At 69.8% G+C, this 24392-nt stretch carries 28 protein-coding genes; 16 read left to right on the plus strand and 12 right to left on the minus strand.

The window, feature by feature from the left end; all coding sequences use genetic code 11:
• Positions 1-82 precede the first annotated feature (82 nt).
• The 6 genes from ACLJQZ_RS07710 to pknB are packed head-to-tail and all read left to right on the plus strand — an operon-like array spanning position 83 to position 8193.
• Positions 83-544: an FHA domain-containing protein FhaB gene (locus ACLJQZ_RS07710; RefSeq protein WP_247059705.1), complete on the plus strand. Its 462-nt coding sequence runs from the start codon at positions 83-85 to the stop codon at positions 542-544.
• Positions 541-1938 (plus strand): PP2C family protein-serine/threonine phosphatase, encoded by a 1398-nt coding sequence (locus ACLJQZ_RS07715; protein ID WP_410619367.1) that lies wholly within the window; start codon positions 541-543, stop codon positions 1936-1938. The genes ACLJQZ_RS07710 and ACLJQZ_RS07715 overlap by 4 nt, the downstream gene beginning before the upstream one ends.
• Entirely contained in the window at positions 1938-3422 is a 1485-nt protein-coding gene (locus ACLJQZ_RS07720) for an FtsW/RodA/SpoVE family cell cycle protein (RefSeq protein WP_410619368.1), read from the plus strand. Before ACLJQZ_RS07715 ends, ACLJQZ_RS07720 begins: the two co-directional genes overlap by 1 nt.
• Positions 3419-4888: a peptidoglycan D,D-transpeptidase FtsI family protein gene (locus tag ACLJQZ_RS07725; RefSeq protein WP_410619369.1), complete on the plus strand. Its 1470-nt coding sequence runs from the start codon at positions 3419-3421 to the stop codon at positions 4886-4888. The genes ACLJQZ_RS07720 and ACLJQZ_RS07725 overlap by 4 nt, the downstream gene beginning before the upstream one ends.
• A 3-nt stretch (positions 4889-4891) precedes the next feature.
• On the plus strand, positions 4892-6223 hold the full coding sequence (locus tag ACLJQZ_RS07730; RefSeq protein WP_410619370.1) for a serine/threonine-protein kinase: 1332 nt from the start codon (positions 4892-4894) through the stop codon (positions 6221-6223).
• On the plus strand, positions 6220-8193 hold the full coding sequence (gene pknB / locus ACLJQZ_RS07735; RefSeq protein ID WP_410619371.1) for a Stk1 family PASTA domain-containing Ser/Thr kinase: 1974 nt from the start codon (positions 6220-6222) through the stop codon (positions 8191-8193). Before ACLJQZ_RS07730 ends, pknB begins: the two co-directional genes overlap by 4 nt.
• Before the next feature lie 50 nt (positions 8194-8243).
• Here the strand turns inward: pknB and ACLJQZ_RS07740 are convergent, their stop codons facing one another.
• The 4 genes from ACLJQZ_RS07740 to ACLJQZ_RS07755 form a co-directional block, all read right to left on the minus strand.
• Positions 8244-8558, minus strand: a complete 315-nt coding sequence (locus tag ACLJQZ_RS07740) for an effector-associated constant component EACC1 (protein ID WP_326945464.1) — start codon at positions 8556-8558, stop codon at positions 8244-8246.
• Positions 8559-8658: 100 nt separating this feature from the next.
• On the minus strand, positions 8659-9300 hold the full coding sequence (locus ACLJQZ_RS07745; RefSeq protein ID WP_410619372.1) for a hypothetical protein: 642 nt from the start codon (positions 9298-9300) through the stop codon (positions 8659-8661).
• Positions 9288-10088: an ABC transporter ATP-binding protein gene (locus ACLJQZ_RS07750; RefSeq protein WP_410619373.1), complete on the minus strand. Its 801-nt coding sequence runs from the start codon at positions 10086-10088 to the stop codon at positions 9288-9290. Before ACLJQZ_RS07750 ends, ACLJQZ_RS07745 begins: the two co-directional genes overlap by 13 nt.
• Positions 10085-10729, minus strand: a complete 645-nt coding sequence (locus ACLJQZ_RS07755) for an aminodeoxychorismate/anthranilate synthase component II (RefSeq protein WP_410619374.1) — start codon at positions 10727-10729, stop codon at positions 10085-10087. The genes ACLJQZ_RS07750 and ACLJQZ_RS07755 overlap by 4 nt, the downstream gene beginning before the upstream one ends.
• A 111-nt stretch (positions 10730-10840) precedes the next feature.
• Between ACLJQZ_RS07755 and ACLJQZ_RS07760 the strand changes: the two genes are divergently transcribed.
• On the plus strand, positions 10841-12160 hold the full coding sequence (locus tag ACLJQZ_RS07760) for an FAD-dependent oxidoreductase (protein WP_410619561.1): 1320 nt from the start codon (positions 10841-10843) through the stop codon (positions 12158-12160).
• A gap of 216 nt (positions 12161-12376) precedes the next feature.
• On the opposite strand, the gene ACLJQZ_RS07765 is transcribed toward ACLJQZ_RS07760, so the two are convergent.
• Positions 12377-13033 (minus strand): response regulator, encoded by a 657-nt coding sequence (locus tag ACLJQZ_RS07765; RefSeq protein WP_410619375.1) that lies wholly within the window; start codon positions 13031-13033, stop codon positions 12377-12379.
• Positions 12973-14808 (minus strand): histidine kinase, encoded by a 1836-nt coding sequence (locus ACLJQZ_RS07770; protein ID WP_410619376.1) that lies wholly within the window; start codon positions 14806-14808, stop codon positions 12973-12975. The genes ACLJQZ_RS07765 and ACLJQZ_RS07770 overlap by 61 nt, the downstream gene beginning before the upstream one ends.
• Positions 14809-14976: 168 nt before the next feature.
• Here ACLJQZ_RS07770 and ACLJQZ_RS07775 point away from each other — a divergent pair, with 168 nt between their 5' ends.
• The 3 genes from ACLJQZ_RS07775 (at position 14977) to ACLJQZ_RS07785 (ending at position 16928) form a co-directional block, all read left to right on the plus strand.
• The gene (locus ACLJQZ_RS07775; RefSeq protein ID WP_410619377.1) at positions 14977-15687 is read left to right on the plus strand and encodes an ABC transporter ATP-binding protein; all 711 of its coding nucleotides are present in this window, start codon (positions 14977-14979) and stop codon (positions 15685-15687) included.
• A 13-nt stretch (positions 15688-15700) separates the two neighbouring features.
• The gene (locus ACLJQZ_RS07780) at positions 15701-16435 is read left to right on the plus strand and encodes an ABC transporter permease (RefSeq protein ID WP_410619378.1); all 735 of its coding nucleotides are present in this window, start codon (positions 15701-15703) and stop codon (positions 16433-16435) included.
• A gap of 100 nt (positions 16436-16535) precedes the next feature.
• On the plus strand, positions 16536-16928 hold the full coding sequence (locus ACLJQZ_RS07785) for an SCO5389 family protein (RefSeq protein WP_410619379.1): 393 nt from the start codon (positions 16536-16538) through the stop codon (positions 16926-16928).
• Between the two features lie 118 nt (positions 16929-17046).
• Here ACLJQZ_RS07785 and ACLJQZ_RS07790 read toward each other — a convergent pair whose 3' ends face one another.
• Both ACLJQZ_RS07790 and ACLJQZ_RS07795 read right to left on the minus strand, forming a co-directional pair.
• Positions 17047-17202 carry a hypothetical protein gene (locus tag ACLJQZ_RS07790; protein WP_410619380.1) on the minus strand — a complete coding sequence of 52 codons (156 nt, stop codon included), beginning with the start codon at positions 17200-17202 and terminating at the stop codon, positions 17047-17049.
• Entirely contained in the window at positions 17202-18203 is a 1002-nt protein-coding gene (locus ACLJQZ_RS07795) for a class E sortase (RefSeq protein ID WP_410619381.1), read from the minus strand. The genes ACLJQZ_RS07790 and ACLJQZ_RS07795 overlap by 1 nt, the downstream gene beginning before the upstream one ends.
• Before the next feature lie 243 nt (positions 18204-18446).
• On the opposite strand from ACLJQZ_RS07795, the gene crgA reads away from it, so the two are divergent.
• Positions 18447-18713: a cell division protein CrgA gene (gene crgA, locus ACLJQZ_RS07800; RefSeq protein WP_176173814.1), complete on the plus strand. Its 267-nt coding sequence runs from the start codon at positions 18447-18449 to the stop codon at positions 18711-18713.
• A 112-nt stretch (positions 18714-18825) separates the two neighbouring features.
• The gene (locus ACLJQZ_RS07805) at positions 18826-19203 is read left to right on the plus strand and encodes a PH domain-containing protein (RefSeq protein ID WP_410619382.1); all 378 of its coding nucleotides are present in this window, start codon (positions 18826-18828) and stop codon (positions 19201-19203) included.
• On the opposite strand, the gene ACLJQZ_RS07810 is transcribed toward ACLJQZ_RS07805, so the two are convergent.
• Together ACLJQZ_RS07810 and ACLJQZ_RS07815 are read right to left on the minus strand one after the other, a co-directional pair.
• Positions 19200-20156, minus strand: a complete 957-nt coding sequence (locus ACLJQZ_RS07810) for a rhomboid family intramembrane serine protease (protein WP_410619383.1) — start codon at positions 20154-20156, stop codon at positions 19200-19202. The genes ACLJQZ_RS07805 and ACLJQZ_RS07810 overlap by 4 nt on opposite strands.
• A gap of 33 nt (positions 20157-20189) precedes the next feature.
• Positions 20190-20714 carry a peptidylprolyl isomerase gene (locus ACLJQZ_RS07815; protein WP_410619384.1) on the minus strand — a complete coding sequence of 175 codons (525 nt, stop codon included), beginning with the start codon at positions 20712-20714 and terminating at the stop codon, positions 20190-20192.
• Between the two features lie 89 nt (positions 20715-20803).
• Between ACLJQZ_RS07815 and ACLJQZ_RS07820 the strand changes: the two genes are divergently transcribed.
• Positions 20804-21367 (plus strand): hypothetical protein, encoded by a 564-nt coding sequence (locus ACLJQZ_RS07820; protein WP_410619385.1) that lies wholly within the window; start codon positions 20804-20806, stop codon positions 21365-21367.
• 63 nt (positions 21368-21430) lie between these two features.
• On the opposite strand, the gene ACLJQZ_RS07825 is transcribed toward ACLJQZ_RS07820, so the two are convergent.
• Together ACLJQZ_RS07825 and ACLJQZ_RS07830 are read right to left on the minus strand one after the other, a co-directional pair.
• On the minus strand, positions 21431-21883 hold the full coding sequence (locus ACLJQZ_RS07825) for a DUF6918 family protein (RefSeq protein WP_247059677.1): 453 nt from the start codon (positions 21881-21883) through the stop codon (positions 21431-21433).
• A 147-nt stretch (positions 21884-22030) separates the two neighbouring features.
• Entirely contained in the window at positions 22031-22564 is a 534-nt protein-coding gene (locus tag ACLJQZ_RS07830; RefSeq protein WP_410619386.1) for a DUF2020 domain-containing protein, read from the minus strand.
• 161 nt (positions 22565-22725) lie between these two features.
• Here ACLJQZ_RS07830 and ACLJQZ_RS07835 point away from each other — a divergent pair, with 161 nt between their 5' ends.
• The 3 genes from ACLJQZ_RS07835 to ACLJQZ_RS07845 all read left to right on the plus strand — a co-directional run bounded on the left by ACLJQZ_RS07835 (position 22726) and on the right by ACLJQZ_RS07845 (position 24390).
• A complete protein-coding gene (locus ACLJQZ_RS07835; RefSeq protein WP_410619387.1) occupies positions 22726-23019 on the plus strand; it encodes a hypothetical protein in 294 nt (97 codons plus the stop codon).
• Positions 23020-23114: 95 nt separating this feature from the next.
• Positions 23115-23750, plus strand: a complete 636-nt coding sequence (locus tag ACLJQZ_RS07840; RefSeq protein WP_410619388.1) for a hypothetical protein — start codon at positions 23115-23117, stop codon at positions 23748-23750.
• A 1-nt stretch (position 23751) separates the two neighbouring features.
• Positions 23752-24390, plus strand: coding sequence for a pyridoxal 5'-phosphate synthase (locus tag ACLJQZ_RS07845; protein WP_410619389.1), 639 nt, complete (start codon positions 23752-23754; stop codon positions 24388-24390).
• The last annotated feature ends 2 nt before the right edge of the window (positions 24391-24392 follow it).

The following is a 24392-nucleotide window of genomic DNA, read 5'->3' on the forward strand; positions in this document are numbered from 1 at the left end:
GTTCCCGCAGAATTGACGTGCGGGGGGACCGCGGCGTACCCGCGTCGCGGCTGCACGGAAGAGTCGGGAGCGGACACACCAAGTGCCAGAGCTGGTCGTACAACTCACCAGGGTGGGCTTCCTCGTGCTGCTCTGGCTCTTCGTGTTCGCTGCGCTCAGAGTCGTCCGCTCGGACCTCTACGCGGCGTCGGGCATGCGTGTCCAGGTGCCGACGTTCGGGCGCAAGAAGGAGAAGAAGCCGCGCGGCGGGAAGTCGCCGCAGCAGCTGCTGGTGACCCACGGGGCGCTCGCCGGGACCCGCATCGCGCTGGACGGCAGGCCGATCCTGATCGGCCGCGCCGACGACTCCACGTTGGTGCTCGACGACGACTACGCGTCGACCCGGCACGCCCGGATCGCCCAGCGCGGTGAGGACTGGTACGTGGAAGACCTGGGCTCGACGAACGGCACTTACCTGGACCGGGCTAAGGTCACTGCACCCCTCCGGGTCCCGCTCGGAGTCCCCATCCGGATCGGCAAGACGGTGATCGAGCTTCGCCCATGACTCTCGTCCTCCGCTATGCAGCCCGCAGCGACCGGGGCCTGGTGCGTTCGAGCAACCAGGACTCCGTGTACGCCGGCCCTCGCCTGCTCGCGCTCGCCGACGGCATGGGTGGGCATGCGGCGGGCGAAGTGGCCAGCAAGGTCGTCATCGCCTCCCTCGCCCCGCTCGACGACGACGAGCCGGGTGACGACCTCCTCGCCCAGCTGCGCGAGGCGGTGGCGAACGGCAACGCCGCGATCGCCGAGCTCGTCTCGCAGGACCCGGACCTCGACGGAATGGGCACCACGCTCACCGCCGTGCTGTTCGCCGGGACCCGGCTGGGCCTCGTGCACGTCGGCGACTCGCGCGCCTACCTGTTCCGGGGCAGCCAGTTCGCGCAGATCACGCGCGACGACAGCTTCGTCAACGAACTGCTCGAACAAGGCCGGATCACGCCCGAAGAAGCGGCGGTGCACCCGCAGCGGTCGCTGCTGCTGAAGGCGCTGACCGGGCACGAGGTCGAGCCGAGCCTCACCGTGCGTGAAGCGCGCCCAGGCGATCGGTACCTGATCTGCTCGGACGGCTTGTCCGGCATGGTCAGCGACGAGACGCTCGCGGAGGCCGTGCAGATCCCGGACCCGCAGCAGTGCGCGGACCGGATGATCGAGCTGGCGCTCAAGGGCGGCGGCACCGACAACGTCACGGTGATCATCGCCGACGTCGTCGACGTCGACTTCGGCGAGGACGCGCCCATCGTGGGCGGCGCCGCCGGGGACGGCAGCGACGAGCGACACCAGGGCGACTCGCCCGCGGCGCGCGCCCGGGCGCTGACCCAGCCCCCGCCGCAGCCGCGCCAGGAGCTGCCGCAGCCCACCGTGGATCCCAAGGCCAAGCGCCGGAAGCGGTTCCGCTGGCTGGCCGGCGCGCTGGTGGTGCTCGTGGTGCTCGCCGCGGCCGCCATCGCCACCCGCTACTTCGTGCTGAGTCAGTACTATGTCGGCGAAGGTGCGGACCAGGAGGTCGTGATCTACCGCGGCGTCCCCGGCAGCATCCTCGGCATCGACCTGCACACCTACGAGCAGGGCTCGTGCCCGCCGAACCAGGTGTGCACGGACAAGCTGCGCGTCAACCAGCTCCAGGAGGACGCTCGGCTGGCGGTGCAGAACGGCGTCAAGAAGGACAGCCTCGACGACGCCCGGAAGTACATCGACGACTTCCTGCAGCTGCACAAGCGCTTGAACAACTGCGCGCCGGCGGGGACCCAGCCGTCCCCGACGCCGACGCCTTCGGCCACGCCGACGACGACTCCGTCGGTACCGGCCGGTTCCACTGCTCCGTCGTCGGCGAACCAGCCTGCGGGGAGGGACTGCTCGACGCCGAGTTCGACGGCACCGACGACGGGAGGCGGTAACTGATGAGCCAGCCTGCCGCGAACACCGCCGAGCCGCTGGCGGCGCAGTTCCAGACGAACCCGCCGCGCGACGTGCCGACCCGGCGCAACACCGAACTGGTGCTGCTGGGGTTCGCGGCCTTCATCGTGACCATCGCGTTGGTCCTGGTGGAGGCGAACCAGGAGCAGGAACTCACCGCGTCGATCCTCTGGCTCGGGCTCGCCTACCTGGGCGTGCTGACCGGGGCGCACCTCGCGGTGCGCAAGTGGGCGCCGTACGCGGACCCGGTGCTGCTCCCCTGCGTCGCGCTGCTCAACGGCATCGGCCTGGTGATGATCCACCGGATCGACCTGGCCCAGGCCGAGAAAGCGCTGCAGAACGGCAAGGACTTCTCGCCGGACGTCACCAAGCAGGTGCTGTTCACGGTCGTCTCGCTGGCGTTGTTCATCGTGGTGCTGGTGGTCGTCAACGACCACCGCACGCTGACCCGCTACGGCTACACCGCCGGCCTGATCGGCATCGTCGCGCTCGCGCTGCCCGCACTGCTGCCGTCGAGCCTGTCCGAGGTCAACGGCGCCAAGGTGTGGCTGAAGCTGCCGGGCTTCTCGATCCAGCCGGGCGAGTTCGCGAAGATCCTGCTGATGATCTTCTTCGCCTCGTTCCTGGTGTCGAAGCGCGACCTGTTCATGGTGGCGGGCAGGAAGTTCCTCGGCGTCGAGCTGCCGCGAGCCCGTGACCTGGGCCCGATCCTGATCTCCGCCGTCGTCTGCATCGGCGTCCTGGTGTTCGAGAAGGACCTCGGCACGTCGCTGCTGTTCTTCAGCGTCATCCTGGTGATGCTCTACGTGGCGACCGAGCGGGCCATCTGGGTCGTGCTCGGGCTGAGCTTCTTCGTCGTCGGCTGCGTGATCGCCTACAACCTCTTCGGACACGTGCAGCAGCGCGTGGCCAACTGGCTGGACCCGCTGGCCACCTACGACGACGCCGGCGGCGGTTACCAGCTCGCGCAGGGCCTGTTCGGGCTCGGCACCGGCGGCGTCGGCGGCACCGGGCTCGGCGCGGGCCGGCCGGACATGGTGCCCGAGGCCGCCACCGACTTCATCACCGCGTCGATCGGCGAAGAGCTCGGCTTCATCGGGCTGGCCGCGGTCCTGATGCTGTACCTGCTGGTGGCGATGCGCGGCATGCGGAGCGCGCTCGCCGTGCGCGACACGTTCGGCAAGCTGCTCGGCGGCGGGCTGGCGTTCACCATGGTCATGCAGATCTTCGTCGTCGTCGGCGGCGTCACGAAACTCATCCCGGAGACCGGTATCACCGCCCCCTTCCTCTCCAAGGGTGGTTCGTCGCTGCTCGCGAACTACATCCTGGTCGCGCTGCTGCTGCGGATCTCCGACGCCGCCCGCAGGCCCGGCGCCCGGCCGAAGCCGCAGCAACCGCAGGCGCCGATCGCCGAAGCGCACACGGTGCTCGTGCAGCGCCCGCCGGCGAACGGGGGCGCCCAGGCATGAACACCCCGCTCCGCAAGGTCGGCATGGCGATGCTCGTGATGGTCGTCCTGCTGCTGGCCAACGCCACCTACATCCAGGTGGTGAAGGCAGACGACTACCGCACCGACTCCCGCAACGCCCGCGTGCTCTACGACGAGTTCGCGCGCCGGCGCGGCCAGATCGTGTCGCAGGCGAACGGCGAGGTGCTGGCGAAGGTCGACCCGTCGAACGACAAGTACAAGTACATCCGGTCCTACGTCGACGGCCCGATGTACGCGCCGGTCACCGGCTACTACTCGATCAACTACGGCTCCGGCGGCCTCGAGCGCGCCGAAGACGACGTGCTGAACGGCTCGGACCCGCGGCTGTTCGTCCGGCGGCTGTCGGACATGGTCACCGGGCGCGACCCGAGTGGCGGCAACGTCCGGCTGACCATCGACCCGGCCGTGCAGAAGGCCGCGTACGACCTGATGACGCAGCGGAACTACACCGGCGCCGTCGTCGCGCTGGAGCCCAGCACCGGCCGGATCCTGGCGATGGTCTCGACGCCGTCGTACGACCCGAACCAGCTCGCGTCCCACACGTCGAAGACGCAGATCGACGCCTGGAACGCGAACATCAAGAACGACAAGAACCCCATGCTGAACCGGGCGATCTCGGAGACCTACCCGCCGGGCTCGACGTTCAAGCTGGTCACCGCCGCGGCCGCGCTCGAAGACGGCAAGGGCCCGGACACCCCGGTCAACCCGGCGCCGAACACGAAGCTGCCCGGCACGAGCGTCACGCTGGAGAACTACGCCGGCGAGGCCTGCCCCGGCGCCACGTTCAAGGACGCGCTCGCGCACTCCTGCAACGTGCCGTTCGCGGAGTTCGCCGGTCAGCTCGGCGCGGACAAGATGAAGGAGACCGCGGCGAACTACGGCATCGGCCAGACGGACCTGACCGTGCCGATGAAGGTGGCGCCGTCCACGGTCGGGCCACTGGACTCCCAGGGCGCGCTGTACCAGAGTGGCATCGGCCAGCGCGACGTGCGGCTCACCCCGCTGCAGGACTGCCTGCTCGCCGCGACCGTGGCCAACAACGGGATGGCGATGAAACCGCAGCTGGTGCAGTCGGTGCTGGCACCGGACCTGTCCACCATCGAGGACTACAGCCCCACCGAGCTCACCGGCACACCGGCGCTGTCGTCGTCGAATGCCGCGATCCTCAAGGACATGATGATCGCTTCCGAGGGCTTCACCAAGGGCGGCGGCAAGCGCCCGGACATCCAGATCGCGTCGAAGACCGGCACCGCCGAGCACGGCACGGACTCCAAGAACACCGCCCCGCACGCCTGGTACACCGCGTTCGCCCCGGCGAACGACCCGAAGATCGCGGTCGCCGTGATCGTCGAGGACGGCGGTAACCGCGGGCTCGCGGCCACCGGCGGCTCGGTCGCCGCGGAAATCGGCCGCGCGGCGATCAACGCCAAACTCGGGGGTGGATAGCGCATGCTGTCCTCCGGTCAGCTACTGGCCGAGCGCTACAAGCTGACGAGCCGGATCGCCGTCGGCGGGATGGGCGAGGTCTGGCAGGCCAGCGACACCCGGCTGGACCGGACCGTGGCCGTCAAGATCCTCAAGGCCGAACTCTCCGGCGACGCCGAGTTCCTCCACCGCTTCCGCACCGAGGCGCGGATGACGGCGTCCTTGAACCACCCCGGCATCGCCGCGGTGCACGACTACGGCGAGACCCTCTTCGACGGCGACCTGTCGATCGCGTACCTGGTGATGGAGCTCGTCGACGGCGACCCGCTGGCCGGGTTGCTCGCCAAGCACGGCCGGCTGTCGGCGGAGTTCACGCTCGACATGCTGGAGCAGGCGGGCAACGCGCTGCAGGCCGCGCACGAGCGGGGCCTGGTCCACCGCGACGTCAAGCCGGGCAACATCCTGGTGACGCCGGCGGGCCAGGTGAAGATCACCGACTTCGGCGTGGCGAAGGCGGCCGACGCGGCGCCGGTCACCCGGTCCGGCATGGTCATGGGCACGGCGCACTACATCGCGCCGGAGCAGGCGCTCGGGCACCCGGCGGAACCGGCGTCCGACGTCTACTCGCTGGCGGTGTGCGGTTACGAATGCCTCGCCGGGCACCGGCCGTTCCTGTCCGAGAACGCCGTGACGGTCGCGATGATGCACATCCGCGACATCGCACCGCCGCTGCCGCCGGACGTCCCGCCCGCCGCGCGCGCGGTGATCGAGGCGACGCTGGTGAAGGATCCGCGGCAGCGCTACAGCAGCGGCGGCGAGTTCGCGGCCGCCGTCGCCGCGGTGCGCGCCGGGATGCCGCTGCCGGCGCCGTCCGGGCTGGTCAACGCGTCCTACTCGACCGGTCAGCAACCGGTCCAGCAGCAGCCGGTCCAGCAGCAACAGCCGATTTCGCAGCAGATTCCGCAGCAGCAGCCGCACATGCCGGTCGGGCCGCCGTCGCCCGCGATGAACCCGATGCCCGTCATCGGCCCGCCGTCCCGGCCCGCGATGCGTCCGCCCATGGTGCCGGCCGCCCGCAAGAAGTCCCAGTGGGGCTGGTGGGCGCTGCTGGCCGCGATCCTGCTCGTCGTCCTGGTGGCGGGCATCGTGCTGATCGCGAAGATGATCGGCAACTCCGGTTCGCCGCCACACAGTGGCCAGACGACGAGCCAGGTGGTCCCGGGCAGACAGCCGCCCGCGGGGGATCCGCCCGCTTCTTCGAGCGCCTACCCGGCGGACACTCCCGGCACGACCGACGATGGCCAGCAAGGCATCATGAACACACCTTGGACGGAATGGAACGGCACCCAGAGATGAGCACACCCAGACTGCTCTCCAACCGGTACGAGCTGGGCGAAACGCTCGGCTACGGAGGCATGTCCGAGGTCCATCACGGCCAGGACGTGCGTCTCGGCCGGGAAGTCGCGATCAAGATCCTCCGTGCCGACCTCGCCAGGGACCCGCAGTTCCAGGAGCGCTTCCGCCGGGAAGCGCAGAACTCCGCCGCGCTGAACCACCCGGCGATCGTCGCGGTCTACGACACCGGCGAAGCGAACACCGACTTCGGTCAGCTGCCGTACATCGTCATGGAGTTCGTCGAGGGCCGGACGCTGCGCGATATCGTCAAGACCGAAGGCCCGATGTCCCAGAAGCGGGCGATGGAGGTCATGGCCGACGTCTGCGCGGCGCTCGACTTCTCGCACCGCCACGGCATCGTCCACCGCGACGTCAAGCCGGCCAACGTGATGATCACGAAGAACGGCGCCGTCAAGGTGATGGACTTCGGCATCGCGCGCGCGATGCACGACGGCCAGTCCGCGATGACCCAGACCGCCGCGGTGATCGGCACGGCGCAGTACCTGTCGCCGGAACAGGCCCGCGGTGAGTCGGTCGACGCCCGGTCCGACGTCTACGCCGCCGGTTGCGTGCTGTACGAACTGATCACCGGCGAGCCGCCGTTCACCGGCGACTCCCCCGTCGCGGTGGCCTACCAGCACGTCCGGGAGGACCCGAACCCGCCGTCGTCGGTGAACCCGGCGGTCGCGCCCGAGCTGGACGCCGTCGTGCTGAAGGCGCTGGCGAAGGGCCCGGCGAACCGCTACCAGTCGGCCGCGGAGATGCGCTCGGACCTGGTGCGCACGCTTTCGGGTCAGCGCCCGGCCGCGCCGATGGTGATGTCCGAAGACGAGCGCACGCAGGTGATGAACTCCGACCGGCGGCAGCCGCAGCGCTACGAGGAGTACGCCGAGCCGGACGACGAGGACCCGAAGGCCAAGCGCCGGCGGCGCACGATCCTGGCCGCGCTGGCGGCGGTGTTCGTGCTGGGCGCGGTGCTGCTGATCATGTGGCTGTCGGGCTCGTTCAAGAGCACGCCGGGCACGGTCGCGATCCCCGACGTGGTGCACCAGACGGTCCCGCAGGCGCGGGAAACCCTGACGGGCGCCGGGTTCAACTCGATCGGGACCAAGAACGTCACCTGCGGGGTGCAGCCGACCGACGGCAGCCCGCAGTGCGAGCAGGGTGACGTCAACCGGGTCATCAAGATCGACCCCGCGTCCGGGACGCCGGTGAGCACCGACGCGAAGATCACGCTGTACGTGGGGGTCGCGCCGGGCAAGGCCCGCGTACCGGACCTCAAGAACAAGACGCGTGACGCGGCGCAGCAGGCGCTGACCGACGCGAAGCTGACGCTGGACTCGAACGTCACCGAGGTCGAGGTCGACGACCCGAACCAGGCCGGCTTGGTGCAGCAGCAGACCCCGACCGCGGATTCCGAGGTCGACGAAGGCACGAGCGTCAAGATCACGATCGCCAAGTCGAAGGAACTGAAGCAGGTCCAGGACTTCACGGGTAAGCCGTACTCGCAGGCCGACTCGGCGCTGCGAGGCCAGGGCCTCAAGACGAAGCGCGTCGACCAGGCTTCGGACAGCGTTCCGAAGGACAGCGTCATCACCCAGAACCCGAACGGCGGTTCGGTGATCGCGGGCACCGTGATCACCCTCACGGTGTCGACGGGTCCGGAGCAGACCGACAAGATCGAGATGCCGAACCTGTCCGGCATGACGACCGACGAGGCGCAGTCGAAGCTGCAGAGCATGGGCTGGACCGGAAACCTCCGGACGCAGTCCGACAAGACCAGCAAGGAACCCGAAGGCACGATCACCAAGCAGAACGTGTCGCCGGGCGCCCAGATCGACAAGAACCAGGCGATCACGGTGTCGGTGTCGGAAGGCAACGGCGGCGGCTTCCCGTTCCCGACGACGCCGACGGGCACCCCCGGCGGCTGACGGATCCACGAGAAAGGCCCGCACGGTTCGCCGTGCGGGCCTTCTTCGTTTCAGGCTTTGTCGAGAAACCCTTGGACCGCGCCGAGAACCTGCTCGGCGTCGCTGCCGGCGCCGCAGTCGATGTCCAGCTCTTCGGCGGCCCCCGAGCGCTTGACCTTCAGCGAGACGCCGGACTGGCAGCGGCGCAGCCACCCGAACAGCGAGCGGCAGAAGACGCCGGCGGAGTTGCTCGTCACGCCGACGAGGACGGCGTCGAAGAGCTGGACCCGGCCGCGGAGCTCGTCCTCGCCGCGCAACCACGCCGCGAGGTCCCGGAGCTCACCATCGGAGTTCGGGACGGTGATCGCTACGATCCCAGCCGTCACCCGGTCTCCCTTCACCCAGAACCGGAGAGGACCCGAACCTTAGTCGTGTTCGAGGACCCCCGGGAAGCCTCGCCGGGCAATTGAAGATTGCAAATTGCACTCAGGAACGGCGCTGCACGAGCCGGGAGACGACCACGAAGCTGACGGCCAGGACCACCGCCGACGTCACCACCGCCAGCACCAGCGGACCACCGACCGGATCTTCGTTCGTCAAGGCCTGCAGCAGCGGGTGGACCAGCGGGATCTTCGCTAGCAGCACGACGACCAGGGTGATGACAGCGGCCAGGACCGTCCAGCCGATCCGGCGAACCAGCAGCCGCGAGCACGGCAGCGCGATCGCGATCCCGAGCAGCGCGCACGCGATGTGGGCGAGCAGGCCGATGCCCAGCGCGGCCGGCTGGACCTTGAACGACTTGAGCGCCGACCACGCCTCGGTGATCACCGTCAGGACCAGCGAGCAGCCCAGCACGGTCAGCACCGCGCCGGTGATCAGCCGTCGCCACTGCCGCGCGTGGCTCAGGGTCACCAGGCGCTGCACCGGATCTTCGATGTCGAGCAGCGCGATCGTCAGCCAGCACGACACGACCAGCAGCCCGCCGGCACTCACCCCGAACAACGGCAGCGGCGGCGAGTGCGGGTCGGCGTAGAGGATCACGCAGAGCGCGAGGTAGGCCAGCAGCGCGGGCAGGTACCGCTGCGAATGTCCCAGCAGCGCCAGGTAATACCGCGTCAACGCGAGCACGGCGCGACCTCCCGGACCGACCAGCCGTCCTTCAACGCGCGCAGCAGCACGGCGTCGACGGAATCGACGTCGACGGTGAGCACGACCCGGGCGTCTTCGACGACCGCGTGCCGCACGCCGGGCTCGTCCGCCCAGTCGGTGCCGTGCCCGCGCAACACGATCCGGGTAGCCGGCGCGGTGGTTTCGGGGTTTTCTTCGGTGAGCCGGCCGACGTCCATCAGGTGCACGACGTCGGCATGGTCGTGCACCACCTGCGGCCGGTGGTCGGTGAACACGACGCTCGCGCCGCGCGCCCGCGTCTCGTCGACGAGCTCGCCGAGGATCGCGTGCGTGGCGACGTCGAGCCCGGACCACGGCTCGTCGAGGATCAGCAGGTCCGGCCGCACCAGCACGGCCTGGGCGAGCCCGACCTTCTGCGCGTTGCCCTTGGACAGCGTCCGCAACGGCGCCGCCGGGCCGCCGACCAGCGCGAGCCGCTCGAGCAGCGGGTCGATCGCCGACAGGTCGGTGAGACCGCGAATGCGTCCCATGTGCCGCAGGTAGGCGCGCGCGCCCATCCGCTGGCCGGCCGGGAAGCGGTCCGGCAGGTAGCCGATCCGCGGGCTGCCGGTGACGGTGCCGGTGGTGGCGTGCGAGACGCCGGCCATGATCCGCAGCAGCGTCGACTTGCCGGAGCCGTTGGTACCGAGGATGCCCACGACCCGCCCGGGTTCCACGTTCAGGTCGACGTCGTGGAGGACGAAGTCCCCGCGCCCGTACCGCTTACCGACGCCCTCGAGCCGGATCACGCAACGGCGGCCTTCTGCAGCGCCTTCGTCGCGCGCTCCAGCTCGGCCACGCGCTGCGGGTCGACGGGGTACCCGGCCGTGGCCATCCAGTTGGCCAGCATGCGGTGGCCGCCCTCGGTGAGCACGGACTCGGGGTGGAACTGGACGCCTTCCAGCGGCAGCTCGCGGTGACGCATGCCCATCACGATGCCGGTCGCGGTGCGGCCGGTGACCTCGAAGACGTCGTCCGGGATCGTCTCCGGGAGCACCGTCAGGGAGTGGTAGCGGGTGGCCGTGAACTCTTCCGGCAAGCCTTTCAGGACGCCGACGCCGGCGTGACGCACCTGGCTCGTCTTGCCGTGCAGCAGTTCGGGAGCGCGGTCGACGGTCGCGCCGTAGACGACGCCGAGCGCCTGGTGACCGAGGCAGACGCCGAGCATCGGGGTCGACGTCTCGGCGCACTTGCGGATGACGTCCATGCTCTGACCAGCGCGTTCGGGGGTGCCGGGGCCGGGTGAGACGAGCACGGCGTCGAACTCGGAGACGCGGTCGAGGTCCACGACGTCGTTGCGCCAGACCGTGCAGTCCGCGCCGAGCTGGGCCAGGTACTGGACCAGGTTGTAGACGAAGCTGTCGTAGTTGTCGACGACCAAGACGCGCATGCGACGAGCTTACCGGCTCCCACTGGCTGGACCGTACCGCAAATCACATTTTAGGTTAGGGCAACCTAACTTACCGTGGTAAGCGTGAGCCGATCTCTTCGTGTAGCCGTGGTGGGTGCCGGTCCTGCCGGGATCTACGCCGCCGACATCCTGGACAAGTCCGACGCCGACGTCACGATCGATCTGTTCGAACGGATGCCGGCGCCGTTCGGCCTGATCCGGTACGGCGTCGCGCCCGACCACCCGCGCATCAAGGGCATCGTGACCGCGCTGCACAAGGTGCTGGACAAGCCGAACATCCGGCTGCTGGGCAACATCGACTACGGCACCGACATCAAGCTCGACGAGCTGCGCGAGTTCTACGACGCGGTGATCTTCTCGACGGGCGCGTCCGCCGACCGCGCGCTCGACATCCCGGGCGTCGACCTCGACGGCAGCTACGGCGCCGCCGACTTCGTCTCCTGGTACGACGGCCACCCGGACGTCGCGCGCACTTGGCCGCTGAACGCGTCTTCGGTCGCCGTGCTCGGCGTCGGCAACGTCGCGCTGGACGTCGCCCGCATCCTCGCGAAGACGGCCGACGAGCTGCTGACCACGGACATCCCGGACAACGTCTACCAGGGCCTCAAGGCGAGCCCGGTGACCGACGTCCACGTGTTCGGCCGCCGCGGCCCCGCGCAGGCGAAGTTCACGCCGCTGGAGCTGCGCGAGCTGGACCACTCGCCGAACGTCGAGGTCATCGTCGCGCCCGAGGACATCGAGTTCGACGAGGGCAGCGTCGCCGCGCTGCGGGCGTCGAAGCAGATCGACATGGTCGTGAAGACGTTGCAGGAGTGGGCGATCCGCGACCCGGGTTCCCGCCCTCGCCGCTTGCACCTGCACTTCTTCCACTCGCCGTCGGAGGTCTTGGGCGCCGACGGCCGGGTGACGGGCCTCCGCACGGAACACACGGAACTGACCGGCGACGGCAATGTGCGTGGCACGGGCGAGTTCCACGACTGGGACGTCCAGGCGGTGTACCGCGCGGTGGGCTACCTGTCGTCGCACCTGCCGGAACTGCCGTTCGACCACGTGAACGGCGTGGTCCCGAACCAGGCGGGCCGCGTGCTGGACCTGGACGAGAACCAGCTCCCGGGCGTGTACGTGACGGGCTGGATCAAGCGCGGCCCGATCGGCCTGATCGGCCACACGAAGGGCGACGCCGCGGAGACGATCGCGAGCCTCCTGGCCGACGCCGACACGCTGACGGCCCCGAAACACCAAGCGCCGGACGCGATCCTGGACTTCCTGGCCGCACGCGGAATCCCGTTCACGACGTGGGAAGGCTGGACCAAGCTCGACTCGCACGAGAAGTCCGTGGGGCTCGCGGCCGGTCGAGAGCGGATCAAGGTGGTGGAGCGCGAGGAGATGACCCGGGTCTCGCGCAGCTGAGTTTCCCCAACGCCGTGGCGGCCACCCCCGGGTAGGCCGGACTGGCCGCCAAGGACCAGACCCAACACCCCGATTTCGGCCCACTCACCTCACAAAACAGCCCCCACCCATCCCTGGGGGGCGTCCCCTGTCCAGCGTATCGGGACCCGGTCGCTCAAAAGGGTGACGCGGTGAATCTGTGGACAACTCGGGCGCTGTGGATGGTTTTGTTGCGCGTCAGCTCGCGCCCAGGTAAGCGAGCACCGCCAGGACGCGGCGGTTCGTGTCGTCCGAGGCCGTGATGGTCAGCTTGGCGAAGATGTTCGCCGTGTGTTTGCCGACCGCTCCTTCGCTGAAGTGCAGCCGCGCGGCGATCGCCGCGTTCGAACAGCCCTCCGCCATCAGGCCCAGGACTTCGCGTTCGCGTGCGGTCAGAGCCGCCAGTGGGTCGGATGGGTTGCCCGCCAGGAGCTTGGCGATCACCTCCGGGTCCATCACCGTGCCGCCGGCGGCGACCCTGCGGACCGCGTCGATGAACTGGTCCGCGTTGAACACGCGGTCCTTCAACAGGTAGCCGATCGCGCCGGTGCCGTCAGCGAGCAACTCACGCGCGTACAGCTGCTCGACGTGCTGGGACAGCACCAAGATCGGCAAACCCGGAATGTCGCGGCGGACCGCCAACGCCACCTGGATGCCTTCGTCCGTGTTCGTGGGCGGCATGCGAACGTCCACAATGGACACGTCAGGCCGGAGGGAACGCAACGCCGACTCCAGTTCCGGGCCGGTGCCGACCGCCGCGACGACGTCGAAGCCGTGCGCGGCCAGCAGGTGCGTCAGGCCGTCTCGGAGGAGGTACTGGTCTTCGGCGATGACGGTCCGGGGTCGAGCTGGCACGGGATCTCCACGGTCGCCCTCGTCGGCCCGCCGGTCGGGCTGATCAGCGTCAACCTACCGTCGAAGCCGCCGAGCCGGCGCTCGATCCCGCGCAGGCCCGAGCCCCGCGCCGGGTTCGCGCCGCCGGGGCCGTCGTCGGTCACCGTCAGCGTCAGCACGCCGTCCTCGAACGCCACGTCGATGGCCGCGCGACGCGAGCCGTGCTTGGCCGCGTTGCCCAGCAGCTCCGACACCGCGAAGTACGCGCACGCCTCCACCGGCTCCTCGACGCGCCCGGGCAGCGAGCCGGTGACTTCCGCTTTCACCGGGCTGTCCAGCGCGATCGCGCGCACCGCGTCCAGCAGCCCGCGCTCGGACAGCACCGGCGGGTGGATGCCGCGGATCAGCACCCGCAGCTCGGCGAGCGCCTCCGCCGACGCCGACCGCAGCTCGGCCGCCAGCCGTTTCGCCGCCGCCGGGTCGTGGTCCACCAGCGCTTCGACCGCGCCGAGCTTCATCCCCATCGCGACCAGCCGCGACTGGATCCCGTCGTGCAGGTCGCGCTCGATCCGCCGCAGCTCCGCGGCCTGCGCGACGGTGACGTCCGTACGCGTCTGCTTCAGCCGTTCGACGCGCTGCGCGAGCCGGGACGCCTCGGTCGGCCCCAGCAGCAGCCGCGCGAACTTGCCCGCGTGCTTCGCCAAGAACGTCGTCGGAGCCAGCCCGAGGACGAACGCGGCGAGCGCGAGCGGCGTCACCGCGAGCGCGTGCCAGGTGTCCGGCGGCCCGCCGAAGAACCCCGGCCAGGTGACGCCCCACGTCGCCATGATCGGCCGCCAGATCCACAGGTCGAGTAGGCCGAGGAAACCCCCGAACACCAGCACGGCCGTCGGCAGCGCCAGCAGCGCCGAACCCAGCGGCAGGACGACGGCCGCGAGCACGTCGCGCCAGGTCGCGCGGTCGCGCAGCACCCACCGCGTGCGCGAAAGCTGCATCGGCCACCACGGCTCTTCGTAGAGTTGCTGGCCCACCTGGAAAAGCCCGTCGGGCCGCGGGGTCGGCAATGGCGGCGGCGGCAGGTACGGGGACAGGATCCGCACGCCCGTCCAGTTGCCGACTTCGCGGCGCAGGGTGTTCGCGATGTCCCGGCTCCACCGCACCACCGGCGCCGCCATCGGCGGGGCCACCAGCAGCAGGGCCACCGGCCACACCGCGAACGCCGTGAGCACCAGCGAAAGCGCGAAGATCCCCAGCTGGTGCCCGAGCGAATCCAGCCGCCGGTGCATCCACCGCAAGGCACCGATCTTCGACACCGCACCGGGACGGCGGCCGATCCACCAGCGCGTCCAGTGGCCGTAACCGCGCAGCGCTAACGGCCCGCCGAGCAGGGCGAACACCGGCAGCAGCAGCGTGACCAGCGGGTTCACCAGCTGCCAGCTGAACTCGCGCTGCGCCGCCGGATCTTCCATCACCCACGTGAGCCGACGGCTCCAGCTGATCCAGAACGCGCGCTTGTAGAGCGTGTTGCCGTCGCGGTACCAGCCGTCGCGTTCCCGTTCCGGTGCCGGCGGCTCGGGTCGGTACGGCGGCTCGACCTCGACGCCGCACCAGCGCGCGGACAGCGTCCGGACCGTCGCCGAGCGGTGCCGGGCCCACTCGATCGCGGGGCCGAGGAAGAAGACCAAGCCGAGGCACAGCAACGCGAAGGCGACCAGCTCGACCAGGACGTCGAACCAGCTCAGCAACGCGAACGCCGCGAGCGCGAACGCCCGGCCGACCGCACGCACGTAGGCCATCTCCCACCTCCTGTCCCGTGATCCTCGCCGATCGACGCGCACCCGCGCACTGCCCGCAGCTCCCCGGCCGGGGTGGTCCCAGCCCCACCCCGGCGTCAGCAAAACCCTACTTGAGCTGGGGATTCAGCAGGATTCTCCGGACGCTCCCGAGTTCGTAGCGTTCGAGCCATGCCCCTCATCGAAGTCACCGACCTCCACAAGCGCTACGGCGACCGGGTCGCGGTCGACGGCGTTTCGTTCTCCGTCGACCGCGGCGAAATCTTCGGCATCCTCGGCACGAACGGCGCCGGGAAGACCACCACGGTCGAATGCCTCCAGGGTCTTCGCCAGGCCGACGCCGGCACGCTGTCGGTGCTCGGCCTGAATCCCGCGACCGATCGGGCGGCGCTGACCCGCCGCGTCGGCGTCCAGCTCCAGGAGAGCCGGCTGCCCGCGAAGCTGCGGGTGCGCGAGGCGCTGGAGCTGTTCGCCTCCTTCTACGCCGAGCCGGCCGACGTCGATGTCCTGCTCGACCGGCTCGACCTGCGGGACCACGCCCGCAGCTACTTCGGCAAGCTCTCCGGCGGCCAGAAGCAGCGCGTCTCGATCGCGCTCGCGCTGGTCGGGAACCCGGAGCTGGCGATCCTCGACGAGCTGACCACCGGCCTGGACCCGCACGCCCGCCGCGACACCTGGAAGCTCGTCGAAGCCATCCGCGACGCCGGGGTCACGGTCCTGCTCGTCACGCACTTCATGGACGAAGCCGAACGCCTCTGCGACCGCGTCGCGATCTTCGACGCCGGGCGCGTGGTCGCCACCGGCACCCCCGCCGAACTCCGCGCCGCCGCCGGAGAATCCACTTTGGACGACGCGTTCGTGTCCCTGACCGGCCGCGCCTGAGGAGAACCAGACCGTGCACACCTTCGCGAAGATCACCGCCACCGAAGCGAAACTGTTCCTGCGCACGCCGATGTGGGCCGTGGCCGGGTTGCTGCTGCCGACGGGCGTCCTGCTCGCCGTCGGCCTCATCCCGGGCATGACCGAGCCGAGCGAGATCACCGGCGGGTACCGGTTCATCGACCTGTGGGTGCCGTCGCTGATCGTCATCAGCATCGGCATCCTCGCGCTGCAGTCCATCCCGGCCGCCGTCGCGACCTACCGCGAACAGGGCGTGCTGAGACGCCTGGCCACGACGCCGGTGCACCCGGCGTACCTGCTCGGCGCGCAACTGCTCGTCCACGTCGTGATCGCGCTGGCCGGCGTCGCGCTGACCCTGGGTCTCGCCGCCGCCGTGTTCGACGTCCCGCTGCCGAAGCACCCGCTGGCGTTCGTGGTGACCCTGCTCCTCGGCATCGTCTCGGTGTTCGCGCTCGGCCTGCTCGCCGCGGCGGTCGCGCGCACGGCGAAGAGCGCCGGCGGCATCGCGGCGATCGCGTTCCTGCCGATCATGTTCTTCGGCGGCGTCTACCTGCCGCGGCCGCTGCTGCCCGAGGTGCTGCGCCGGATCGGCGACTACCTCCCGCCGGGCGCCCAGCCGCTGCAGGACGCCTGGGTCGGCCCCGGCGTCCAGCCGCTGCAGCTGGTGGTGCTCGCGGCGTTCGCCGTGATCGGGACGGCGGCCGCCGCACGGCTCTTCCGCTGGGAGTGACCGGCCCTTCCGCCATAATGGTGATGATCATCGTTTTCTCTTGTGGCCGGACCACCCGGCCGGTAGCCAAGAGGGTGGCCCTGCTCAAACTGGAGGTTCGATGTCCCTGGACGTGTCACCCGCGCTGCTGGAGAAGGCCGAGCGCGGGGAGGTCTCCGACGCCGAGTTCGTCACCTGCGTCAAGGAATCCCTGCCCTACGCCTGGGAAGTCATCACCGGCGTCATCGCCGACGCCGAGGGCGCCGCGGACGGCTTCGCCGACAACGAGACGCCGCCGCCGAGCGAGGCCGCCCGCGGCCAGCTGCTGCGGGCGCTGGCGTCGGACGCGATCCGCGGCGGCCTCGAGCGGCACTTCGGCGTCAAGCTGGCGTTCCAGAACTGCCACCGGATCGCCGTGTTCAAGAACTCCGAGCTCGACGGCAACCGCTACCGCGCGTTCGTCTCGCCGCGCGGGCAGCTGCTCAACCAAAGCCCGGAGCTGCGGGACTGCTAGCACGCAGCTCGGTGCCGATCCGCGCGCAAGTCTCCTCCGGCGTGCCGGCCGCCACGAGCATCAGCACGTGGGCGACGCCGGTGCGCCGGAGGCCGCTGACCAGGAAGAATCCCGAACCTCAGTTGACCGCGACCTCGTTGAACCACAGCCGCGGCTCGAGCCACGGGAACACGATGAACATCAGCAGGGCGACCACGCCGAGCGCGAGGACGACGGACACCGTCAGCTTCGCCGCGAACGGGCCTGGCAGCTTCCGCCAGATCCAGCCGTACATCAGGCCTCCCCGATCTTCGAGAGCAGGTCGCCGTAGTCCTTGACCTGGTTCTTCGGCACCTGCTGGGTGAGCACCGAGGTGATGATGAGCCGTTGCTGGGCGGAGAACTGCGGGTGGCACGTCGTGAGCGTGAGCAGCGCGGCCTGCTGGGCCTTCGGCAGCGTCTCGGCGTCCTTGTACGGGACCGGGTTCACCGCGGTGCCCTGGCTGGGCAGCACGACCTTGCGGCCGAAGGTCTCGCTGTACGCGCCGCCCTCTTCGGCGTTCGTGTCGCGCAGCGTCGAGACGCCCTTGCACCGTGGGTCGGCACCCTTGCCGCCGGCCCAGTCCTTCATCTCGTCGTCGTACGGGAGGACCTTGTAGATGTAGAAGTCCGTCGAAGTCTCGATCACGATCTGGTCACAAGATGAGAGGTTGTCCAGATCGTTGAACGGGGCACCCTTGCCGACGCGGTGGCCGGCGACGGCGAAGTTGCCGGGCTCGCCGGGCAGCGCCGTGCCCTTGTAGTGGCCGGGACCGACTTCGAGCGAGGCGTCGTCGGTGCCCTCCTGGATGGTGAAGTTGTAGTCGACGCCGAAGGTCGGGATGTGGATCCGGGCGAACGCCTTGCCGTCGACCAGCTCGGGGTGCAGCGTCCGGTCGTGCGCCCACTCGCCGTTGAGCTGGTCACTCGCCTCGGACTGCTTGCCCGCCGAGAACAGGTCGGTCACGTACAGCTCGTAGACCATGAACAGCAGCACGACCAGGCCGAGCGTGATGAGGATTTCGCCGGCCGTGCGGATGGCGACGCCGCCCTTGCCCAGCGGGGCCGGGGCGGGTTTCTCCTTGGTCGCGGTGCCGCCCTTCCCGACCGGGGCGAAGACGACGGTCTCCTCGGCCGCGCCCGGCGGCGGGACGGGGCCGGTGTAGCGGCGGGGCGGCGGGCCCTGCGGACGCCGTGGCGGGGGCCCCTGCGGCGCCTGGCCGCGCGGCGGCGTCGGGGGCTGGCGGCGTTGGGGCACGGGCCGCTGTCCGGGGTGTCTGCGCCGGTCGTCATCCGGTCCTTCGCGCGTAGCCACGCAAGCTCCTCTCAAGCCGCGTCGAACCCTGGGTGACGCATGCGTCACGGTCCGGGAAATCCGACCACTCCTGGACGCTGCTTTACTGCGGTCGTTTACGTTAACGTGTGCGGGTGGCGCTGGTTGCGCACCCTAAGCGGGACAGCGCCACCAGACGAGCCCGAAGAGCACCGCGAGGAACACACGATGCCCAAGTCCAAGGTCCGCAAGAAGACCGCTTACACCCCGCCTGCCGACCGGCGTACGCCGGTGAAGGTGCGGGCCGCAGGCCCTACCGGCCTCGCCTGGAAGATCCCGATGTTCGGGTTGATGATCCTGGGCCTGGTGTGGCTGCTGGTGAACTACATCGCCGGGGACAAGATCTCCTGGATGGCCGACCTCGGCAACTGGAACTTCGCCGGTGGGTTCGCGCTGATGATCGCGGGTCTGCTGATGACGATGCGCTGGCGCTGATTATTACTCCGAATGGCGGCTTGACGCCGAATTACACCGGTGTGACTCATCCCCAGTGTGGATAACCCCTGTGGATAACTACCCCACCTCGTGGGCGCCACGTCGAGCCCTTGTGGTATCCGCGTGGGCCGTCACGGCGTTGCTGGTGCTCGGCGTTGTTGTCGACGCCTTGACCGACGACCGCGGCGGCCTGGTGCTGTTCGCCCTGGCGGCGGTGGCTGTCGGCGCCTTCGCGGCGCACACCACGCTCGTCCGGCCCCGGCTGGCCGCCGACGCCGAGGGCCTGCTGACCAGGACGCTCGGCGGCACGCAGCGGCTGCCATGGGCCCAGACCCGGACCCGGCTGCGCACCACGCGCCGGCTGGGCCGCGACGGCGTCACCCTCGAGATCGAGCACGACGACCAGTTGTACGTCTTCGGGTGGCTGGAGCTCGGCGAGGACCCGCGGGACGTCCTGGACGTCCTCAGCTCCCTGCGCGCGCGCAGCTAGACGCAGTTGTAGAGCTGCAACCCGCGGTACGGGACGAGGCCGCACGTCTGGGCGGCGAACTGGCTGTCCTTGTAGACCAGCAGGCCGACGATCGCGACGACGATGATCGCGAGCCCGGTGATCTGCCAGCGCCGCTGGTCGGCCTCCGGCGCGTAGAGCAGCGCGACGGCGACCAGCGCCCCGGTCACCAGGCCGCCGACGTGCGCGTAGATCGAGATGCCCGGGATGCCGAACGTGATGAAGGCGTTCAGGGCGAGGGTGATGATCAGCCCGGTCGGGTTCAATCGCAGCTTCAGCACGATCACCGCGTACGCGCCCATCAGGCCGAACAGCGCGCCGGACGCGCCGGCCGTCGACTTCTGCGGGTCGTCGAACAGCAGCACCGCGGCGGACGCGCCGAGCATCGAGATGAAGTAGAGCGCCAGGTAGCGGCCGCGGCCGCAGACCTGCTCCAGGGACCGGCCCATCATCCAGAGCGAGAACATGTTGACCGCGACGTGGATCGGCCCGAAGTGCAGGAACCCGCTGGTCAGGACCCGCCACCACTCGCCGCCGCCGAGGGTCGCGCTGCCGTAGAGCTCGCCGTACTGGAAGAAGCTCGAGTAGTCGTTGTTCGTGAGGCTCTTCGCCTGGAACGCCGTGAACAGGAAGACCAGGACGTTCACCGCGAGGATGACCTGCGTGACGAGCACCGACTGGGACAGCCGCGCGCCGAAGACGGTGCGCTGGCCGAAGCCGGCTTCCTGGTAGCCGCGTTGCTGCCGGCGTTGCTGCTGGCTGCCGGCGTGCACGCAGTCGGTGCACTGGAAGCCGACCGGGGCCTCCTGGAGGCAGTCCGGGCACGCCGGACGCCCGCACCGGGAACAGCTCAGCCCGGTCGGGCGGTTCGGGTGCCACCAGCACCCGGGCAGTGCGGCCTGGGGATTTGCGGCGGGGTTCGGCGGTTGGCTCACGATAGGAACCAACCTACCGAAACTCCCGGACGCTCAGCCCTCGTGGTCGATCGTGACCTTCTCGATGACGACGTCGGACAGCGGACGGTCCGCCGGCCCGGTCGAGGCACGGCCGATCGCGTCGACGACGTTGCGCGACTCCTGGTCGGCCACCTCGCCGAAGATCGTGTGCTTGAAGTTCAGGTGGCTGGTCGGCGCCACGGTGATGAAGAACTGCGAGCCGTTGGTGCCGGGCCCGGCGTTCGCCATGGCCAGCAGGTACGGCTTGCTGAACTGCAGCTCCGGGTGGAACTCGTCGCCGAACTTGTAGCCCGGGCCGCCGCGGCCGGTCCCGGTCGGGTCGCCGCCCTGCAGCATGAAGCCGTCGATGACGCGGTGGAAGATCGAGCCGTCGTAGAACGGGCCGGAGTTCGTGCCCGCCGCGTTCGGCTGGGTGTACTCCTTGGTGCCCTCCGCGAGACCGACGAAGTTCGCGACCGTCTTGGGCGCGTGGTCGGGGAGCAGGATCAGGTTGATGTCACCCTGGTTGGTGTGCAGCGTCGCTTTCACGCGCTTCATCGTGCCATCTGCGGCGGCGCGCGGGGAAAAGGGGCACGATAGGTTACGGGCAACAGAGCAGTGTCAAAACGATTGATGAGGTGAAGGCCATGTCCCGGGCGACAGCCCAGGCCGTCGATGCCGCCGACAAGCTTGTCTCCGAAGGAGCCAAGACCGGCCGCCGCGTGCAGAAACAGCTCGCGAAGAAGACGGAACTGACCCGCAAGGAGCTCAAGAAGAGCTCGAAGGCCGCCCGCAAGGAGGCCCTCGCCCGGCTCTCCGAGCTGCGCAAGCCTGGTCGCAAGGCGAAGAAGGCCGCCATCAAGGCCGCGAAGGCGGCCGGTGACTCGAAGCGTCGCGGCAAGAAGGACTTCAAGTCCGCGAAGAAGGACTTCGCCGCTGCCGTCGTCGAGGCGAAGGCTGCTGCCAAGGGCACCCGCAGCCGTCGTCGCTGGCCGTGGCTGCTCGGGCTGGTCGTGGTCGGCGCCGGTGCCGCCTACGTGCTGCGCTCGAAGCAGGAGCCGCCGGTCGCCCCGGCGCCGCCGAAGGCCACCCCGCCTGCTCCGCCGAAGCCGGCTGAAGCAGTGAAGCCCGCCGCGGCTCCGGCTCCCAAGCCGGCTCCGCAGGCGAACGGCAAGGCGCCGTCCTCGTCGCCCGCCGAAAAGAAGAACTGAAGACGACGCGAAGAGGCCCCCGGGGGTGCACCGGGGGCCTCTTCAGTCGTGCTCAGGTGCCGCTCAGACCGCGGCGGCGTGCTTGTCGACCAGCTGGCCGAGACGGGGCAGCGCCTCTTCGACGTTCTTCTTGCCGTTCGGGCGGAGCTTGCCGTAGACCTTCTTGATGCTGTCGCGGCTGCTGCGCTCCGCGCGCGAGTCGGTGACGCTCAGCAGCGCGTCGGACGCCTCGTCCGAGCGGCTGGTCAGGTAGGCACCGAAGTCGCTGCCGCCCTTGGCGCGGAAGTCGCCGTAGAACGGCTCGAGCGCGCCCACGAAGTCGGGCAGCAGCGTGTCGACGGCCGAGGGGATGATGCCCGGCTTGATCTTCTTGACCGCGGCGAAGCCGGTCTTGACGACGGCACCCGAAACGCCGCCCTTGTCCGAGACCTCAGCGTCCACGAGGCCTTCGAAGTCGCTCACGACAGCCGGGCGACGGCTGGAGTCGAGCAGGATGTCCTTGAGGGTGTCAGCCACGAATCTAGTCCTTTGTCGTTGCAGAGTTGGTGCCCCGCCCCGGGGTGGGGATTCCCCGGCGGCTGCGGTGCGCGAGTCCACGAAGCCTGCGCGTGACGCACAGGGTAATACAAGATCAACTTCACTCACCCGTGTGGCTACGACTACCTAGAGCTTCAGGGCCGTGATGGCCTTTCTCACCACGGAGCGTGCCTTCACGCTCTGCTTCTGGTTGGTCGTCGCGACGATGGCCGCGGCCCCTTTCGAGACCGCGTAGACGGCGCCGTCGTCGGTCGACTGGTAGCCGCCCTTCCACCCCGTCGGGTCGTTGGCCGGGTTGGACGTCTCGACCGGCGCCGCCTTGTTGACCAGCGCCGTTGCGACGCTCGCCGCCCCGACGTACACCTGGACGGTCAGCTGGATCTTGCCGTCCGGGCGGTAGAAGAAGCACGCCGGATGGGGCTGGTCGGCGGACACGCGTACCTTCGAAACGTGCTGCCCGTTCGCGTCGGCCACGAACTGGCTGTCGAGGTACGGGCAGTCCTCGGTCGCCCCCGGCTGGGGATCCGGTGGCAGTTCGGTGCCCGCCGCCGCACCGGCGGACTTGGACGGCTGACTGGGAGTCGCGGTCCCGGACACGATGGTGGCGCTGCAGCCGGCGAGGAGAGCCACGGCGGGCGCGAGAAGTACGAGTCGTCGCATAGCGCGCTCAGTCAATCATGTCCAGTCACACGAGTGAGTGCGGTCGAAAGTTCAAGTACCGCTCAGTATCGGACCAATCACACATTGTGTTCCCTGGAAGCTTAGGGTCTCCTAACCTGGCTGTCACGTTTCTTTCCAACAGCCAGCCCGAGAGACGACGAATGAAGCTGTTCGACAAGGGTCGAGACCACGTGATGGCGCTCTTCCGCATTGTGTTCGGTTTTCTGTTCCTGTGCCACGGCGCTTCACGGCTTTTCGGCCTGTTCGGGGCCAAAGCGGCGGAATTCGGGTCCTGGCCGACGTGGTGGGCCTCGCTGCTGCCGGTCGAGAACGGCGGCGAAGCGGCCGTGCTGTTCTGCTGGGGCTTCCTGGTCATCGCGTTCGCCGACCGCGGCCTCTGGTCGGTCGCGGGCGCGTTCCGCCGGGCCCCCGCCCAGCTGGAAACCGCAGCTTGACGCGGCCGGCCTGACGGCGTCGGCACCGCCCGGCATGGGAGCATGACCGGGCGGTGTCCGGCCGTGTCCGTCTTCGGCGAGGGAGGTCTCCCCGCGTGCTCACCTCCGAGCAGTACCTCGGTGCGGTGGCCGAGCGCATCCAGCGCTCCGGTGGCCGGCTGAACTCCGTGCAGTTCGGGCCCGCGGTCGCCGTGGTCGGCCTGTTCACCGAGTCGGTGATGCTCTCGACGATGAACTACTGCGTGGTCGCCTGCGCCGTCCCGGAGGTCACCGCCGCCGCGCTGTACGACTTCACCAGCCGCGCTACCCAGCACGCCCGCGCGAACGTCATGGGCACCGTCGGCTGGACGGCGGCCTCGGTCGTCATCGCCGGGCTCATCGGCCAGCGCGTCTACCCGGACGCCGCGCAGGCCGCGTCGGCGAAGTCGGGCAACCAGTTCGGCGGCGAGACGCGGATGGTCGCCGTCGACGTCTCGGCCGGGCAGATGTACGCGTTCGTCGGCGGGAAGTTCTGGGGCGCCGCGGTGCAGGGCTCGGTCAACGCGAAGCTGACGTACTGCTTCCCGCAGCCCGCCGAGGTCTACCAGCAGGTGCAGTGGCAAGCGCAACAACAACAGCAGCAGCTGCCGCCCGCACCGCCGGGTCCGCAGCCGGGCCAGCTGCCGCCGCCGGGCTGGCAGCAGCAACAGCCGCACCACCCGCCGCAGCACCAGCCCCCGTACGGTTACTGACATGGTCGCGTTGCGCGGATGGCCGTCGTTCCCCGAAGAGCTCCCGGCGTTCACGCCGGAAACGGCGTCGCCGGACCCCCGGGAGCTGTTCCTGGAGTGGCTGACCGAAGCCGGTGAGCACGTGCTGGCGCCGCACGCCGTCACACTGTCCACTGTGGACGCCGATGGCGCGCCGGACGCCCGCGTGGTGATCCTCAAGGACGTCGGCCCCGGCGGCTGGGCGGTCGCCACCAGCTCGGAAAGCCCGAAAGGCCTGCAGCTGCGCAAGGATCCGCGCGCGGCGTTGACGTTCTTCTGGCCCGGCCGCGGCCGGCAGGTGCGGCTGCGCGGGCCGGTCTCCCCCGCCGCGCCCGAGGTGTCCGCCGAGGACTTCCTGGCGCGGCCGCCGGCGTCGCGCGTCGAGGCGTTCATCGGGCACCAGTCGCAGGTGCTGAGCGACCCGGCCGAACTCGACACAGCGGCCGCGGAAGCCGCGCGTTGGGTGGCAGAAAACCCCGGCGTGGCCCCGGAAACCTGGACGCGCTACCTCGTCGACCCGGACGAAGTCGAGTTCTGGCAAGCGAGCCACGACCGCCGGCACGTGCGGCTGCGGTATCGGAAGGCCGACGGCGAGTGGGTCCGCGAACGCCTCTGGCCTTGACG

Origin of the sequence: Amycolatopsis sp. cmx-8-4, from assembly GCF_046548675.1 — a bacterium.
Taxonomy (GTDB): domain Bacteria; phylum Actinomycetota; class Actinomycetes; order Mycobacteriales; family Pseudonocardiaceae; genus Amycolatopsis.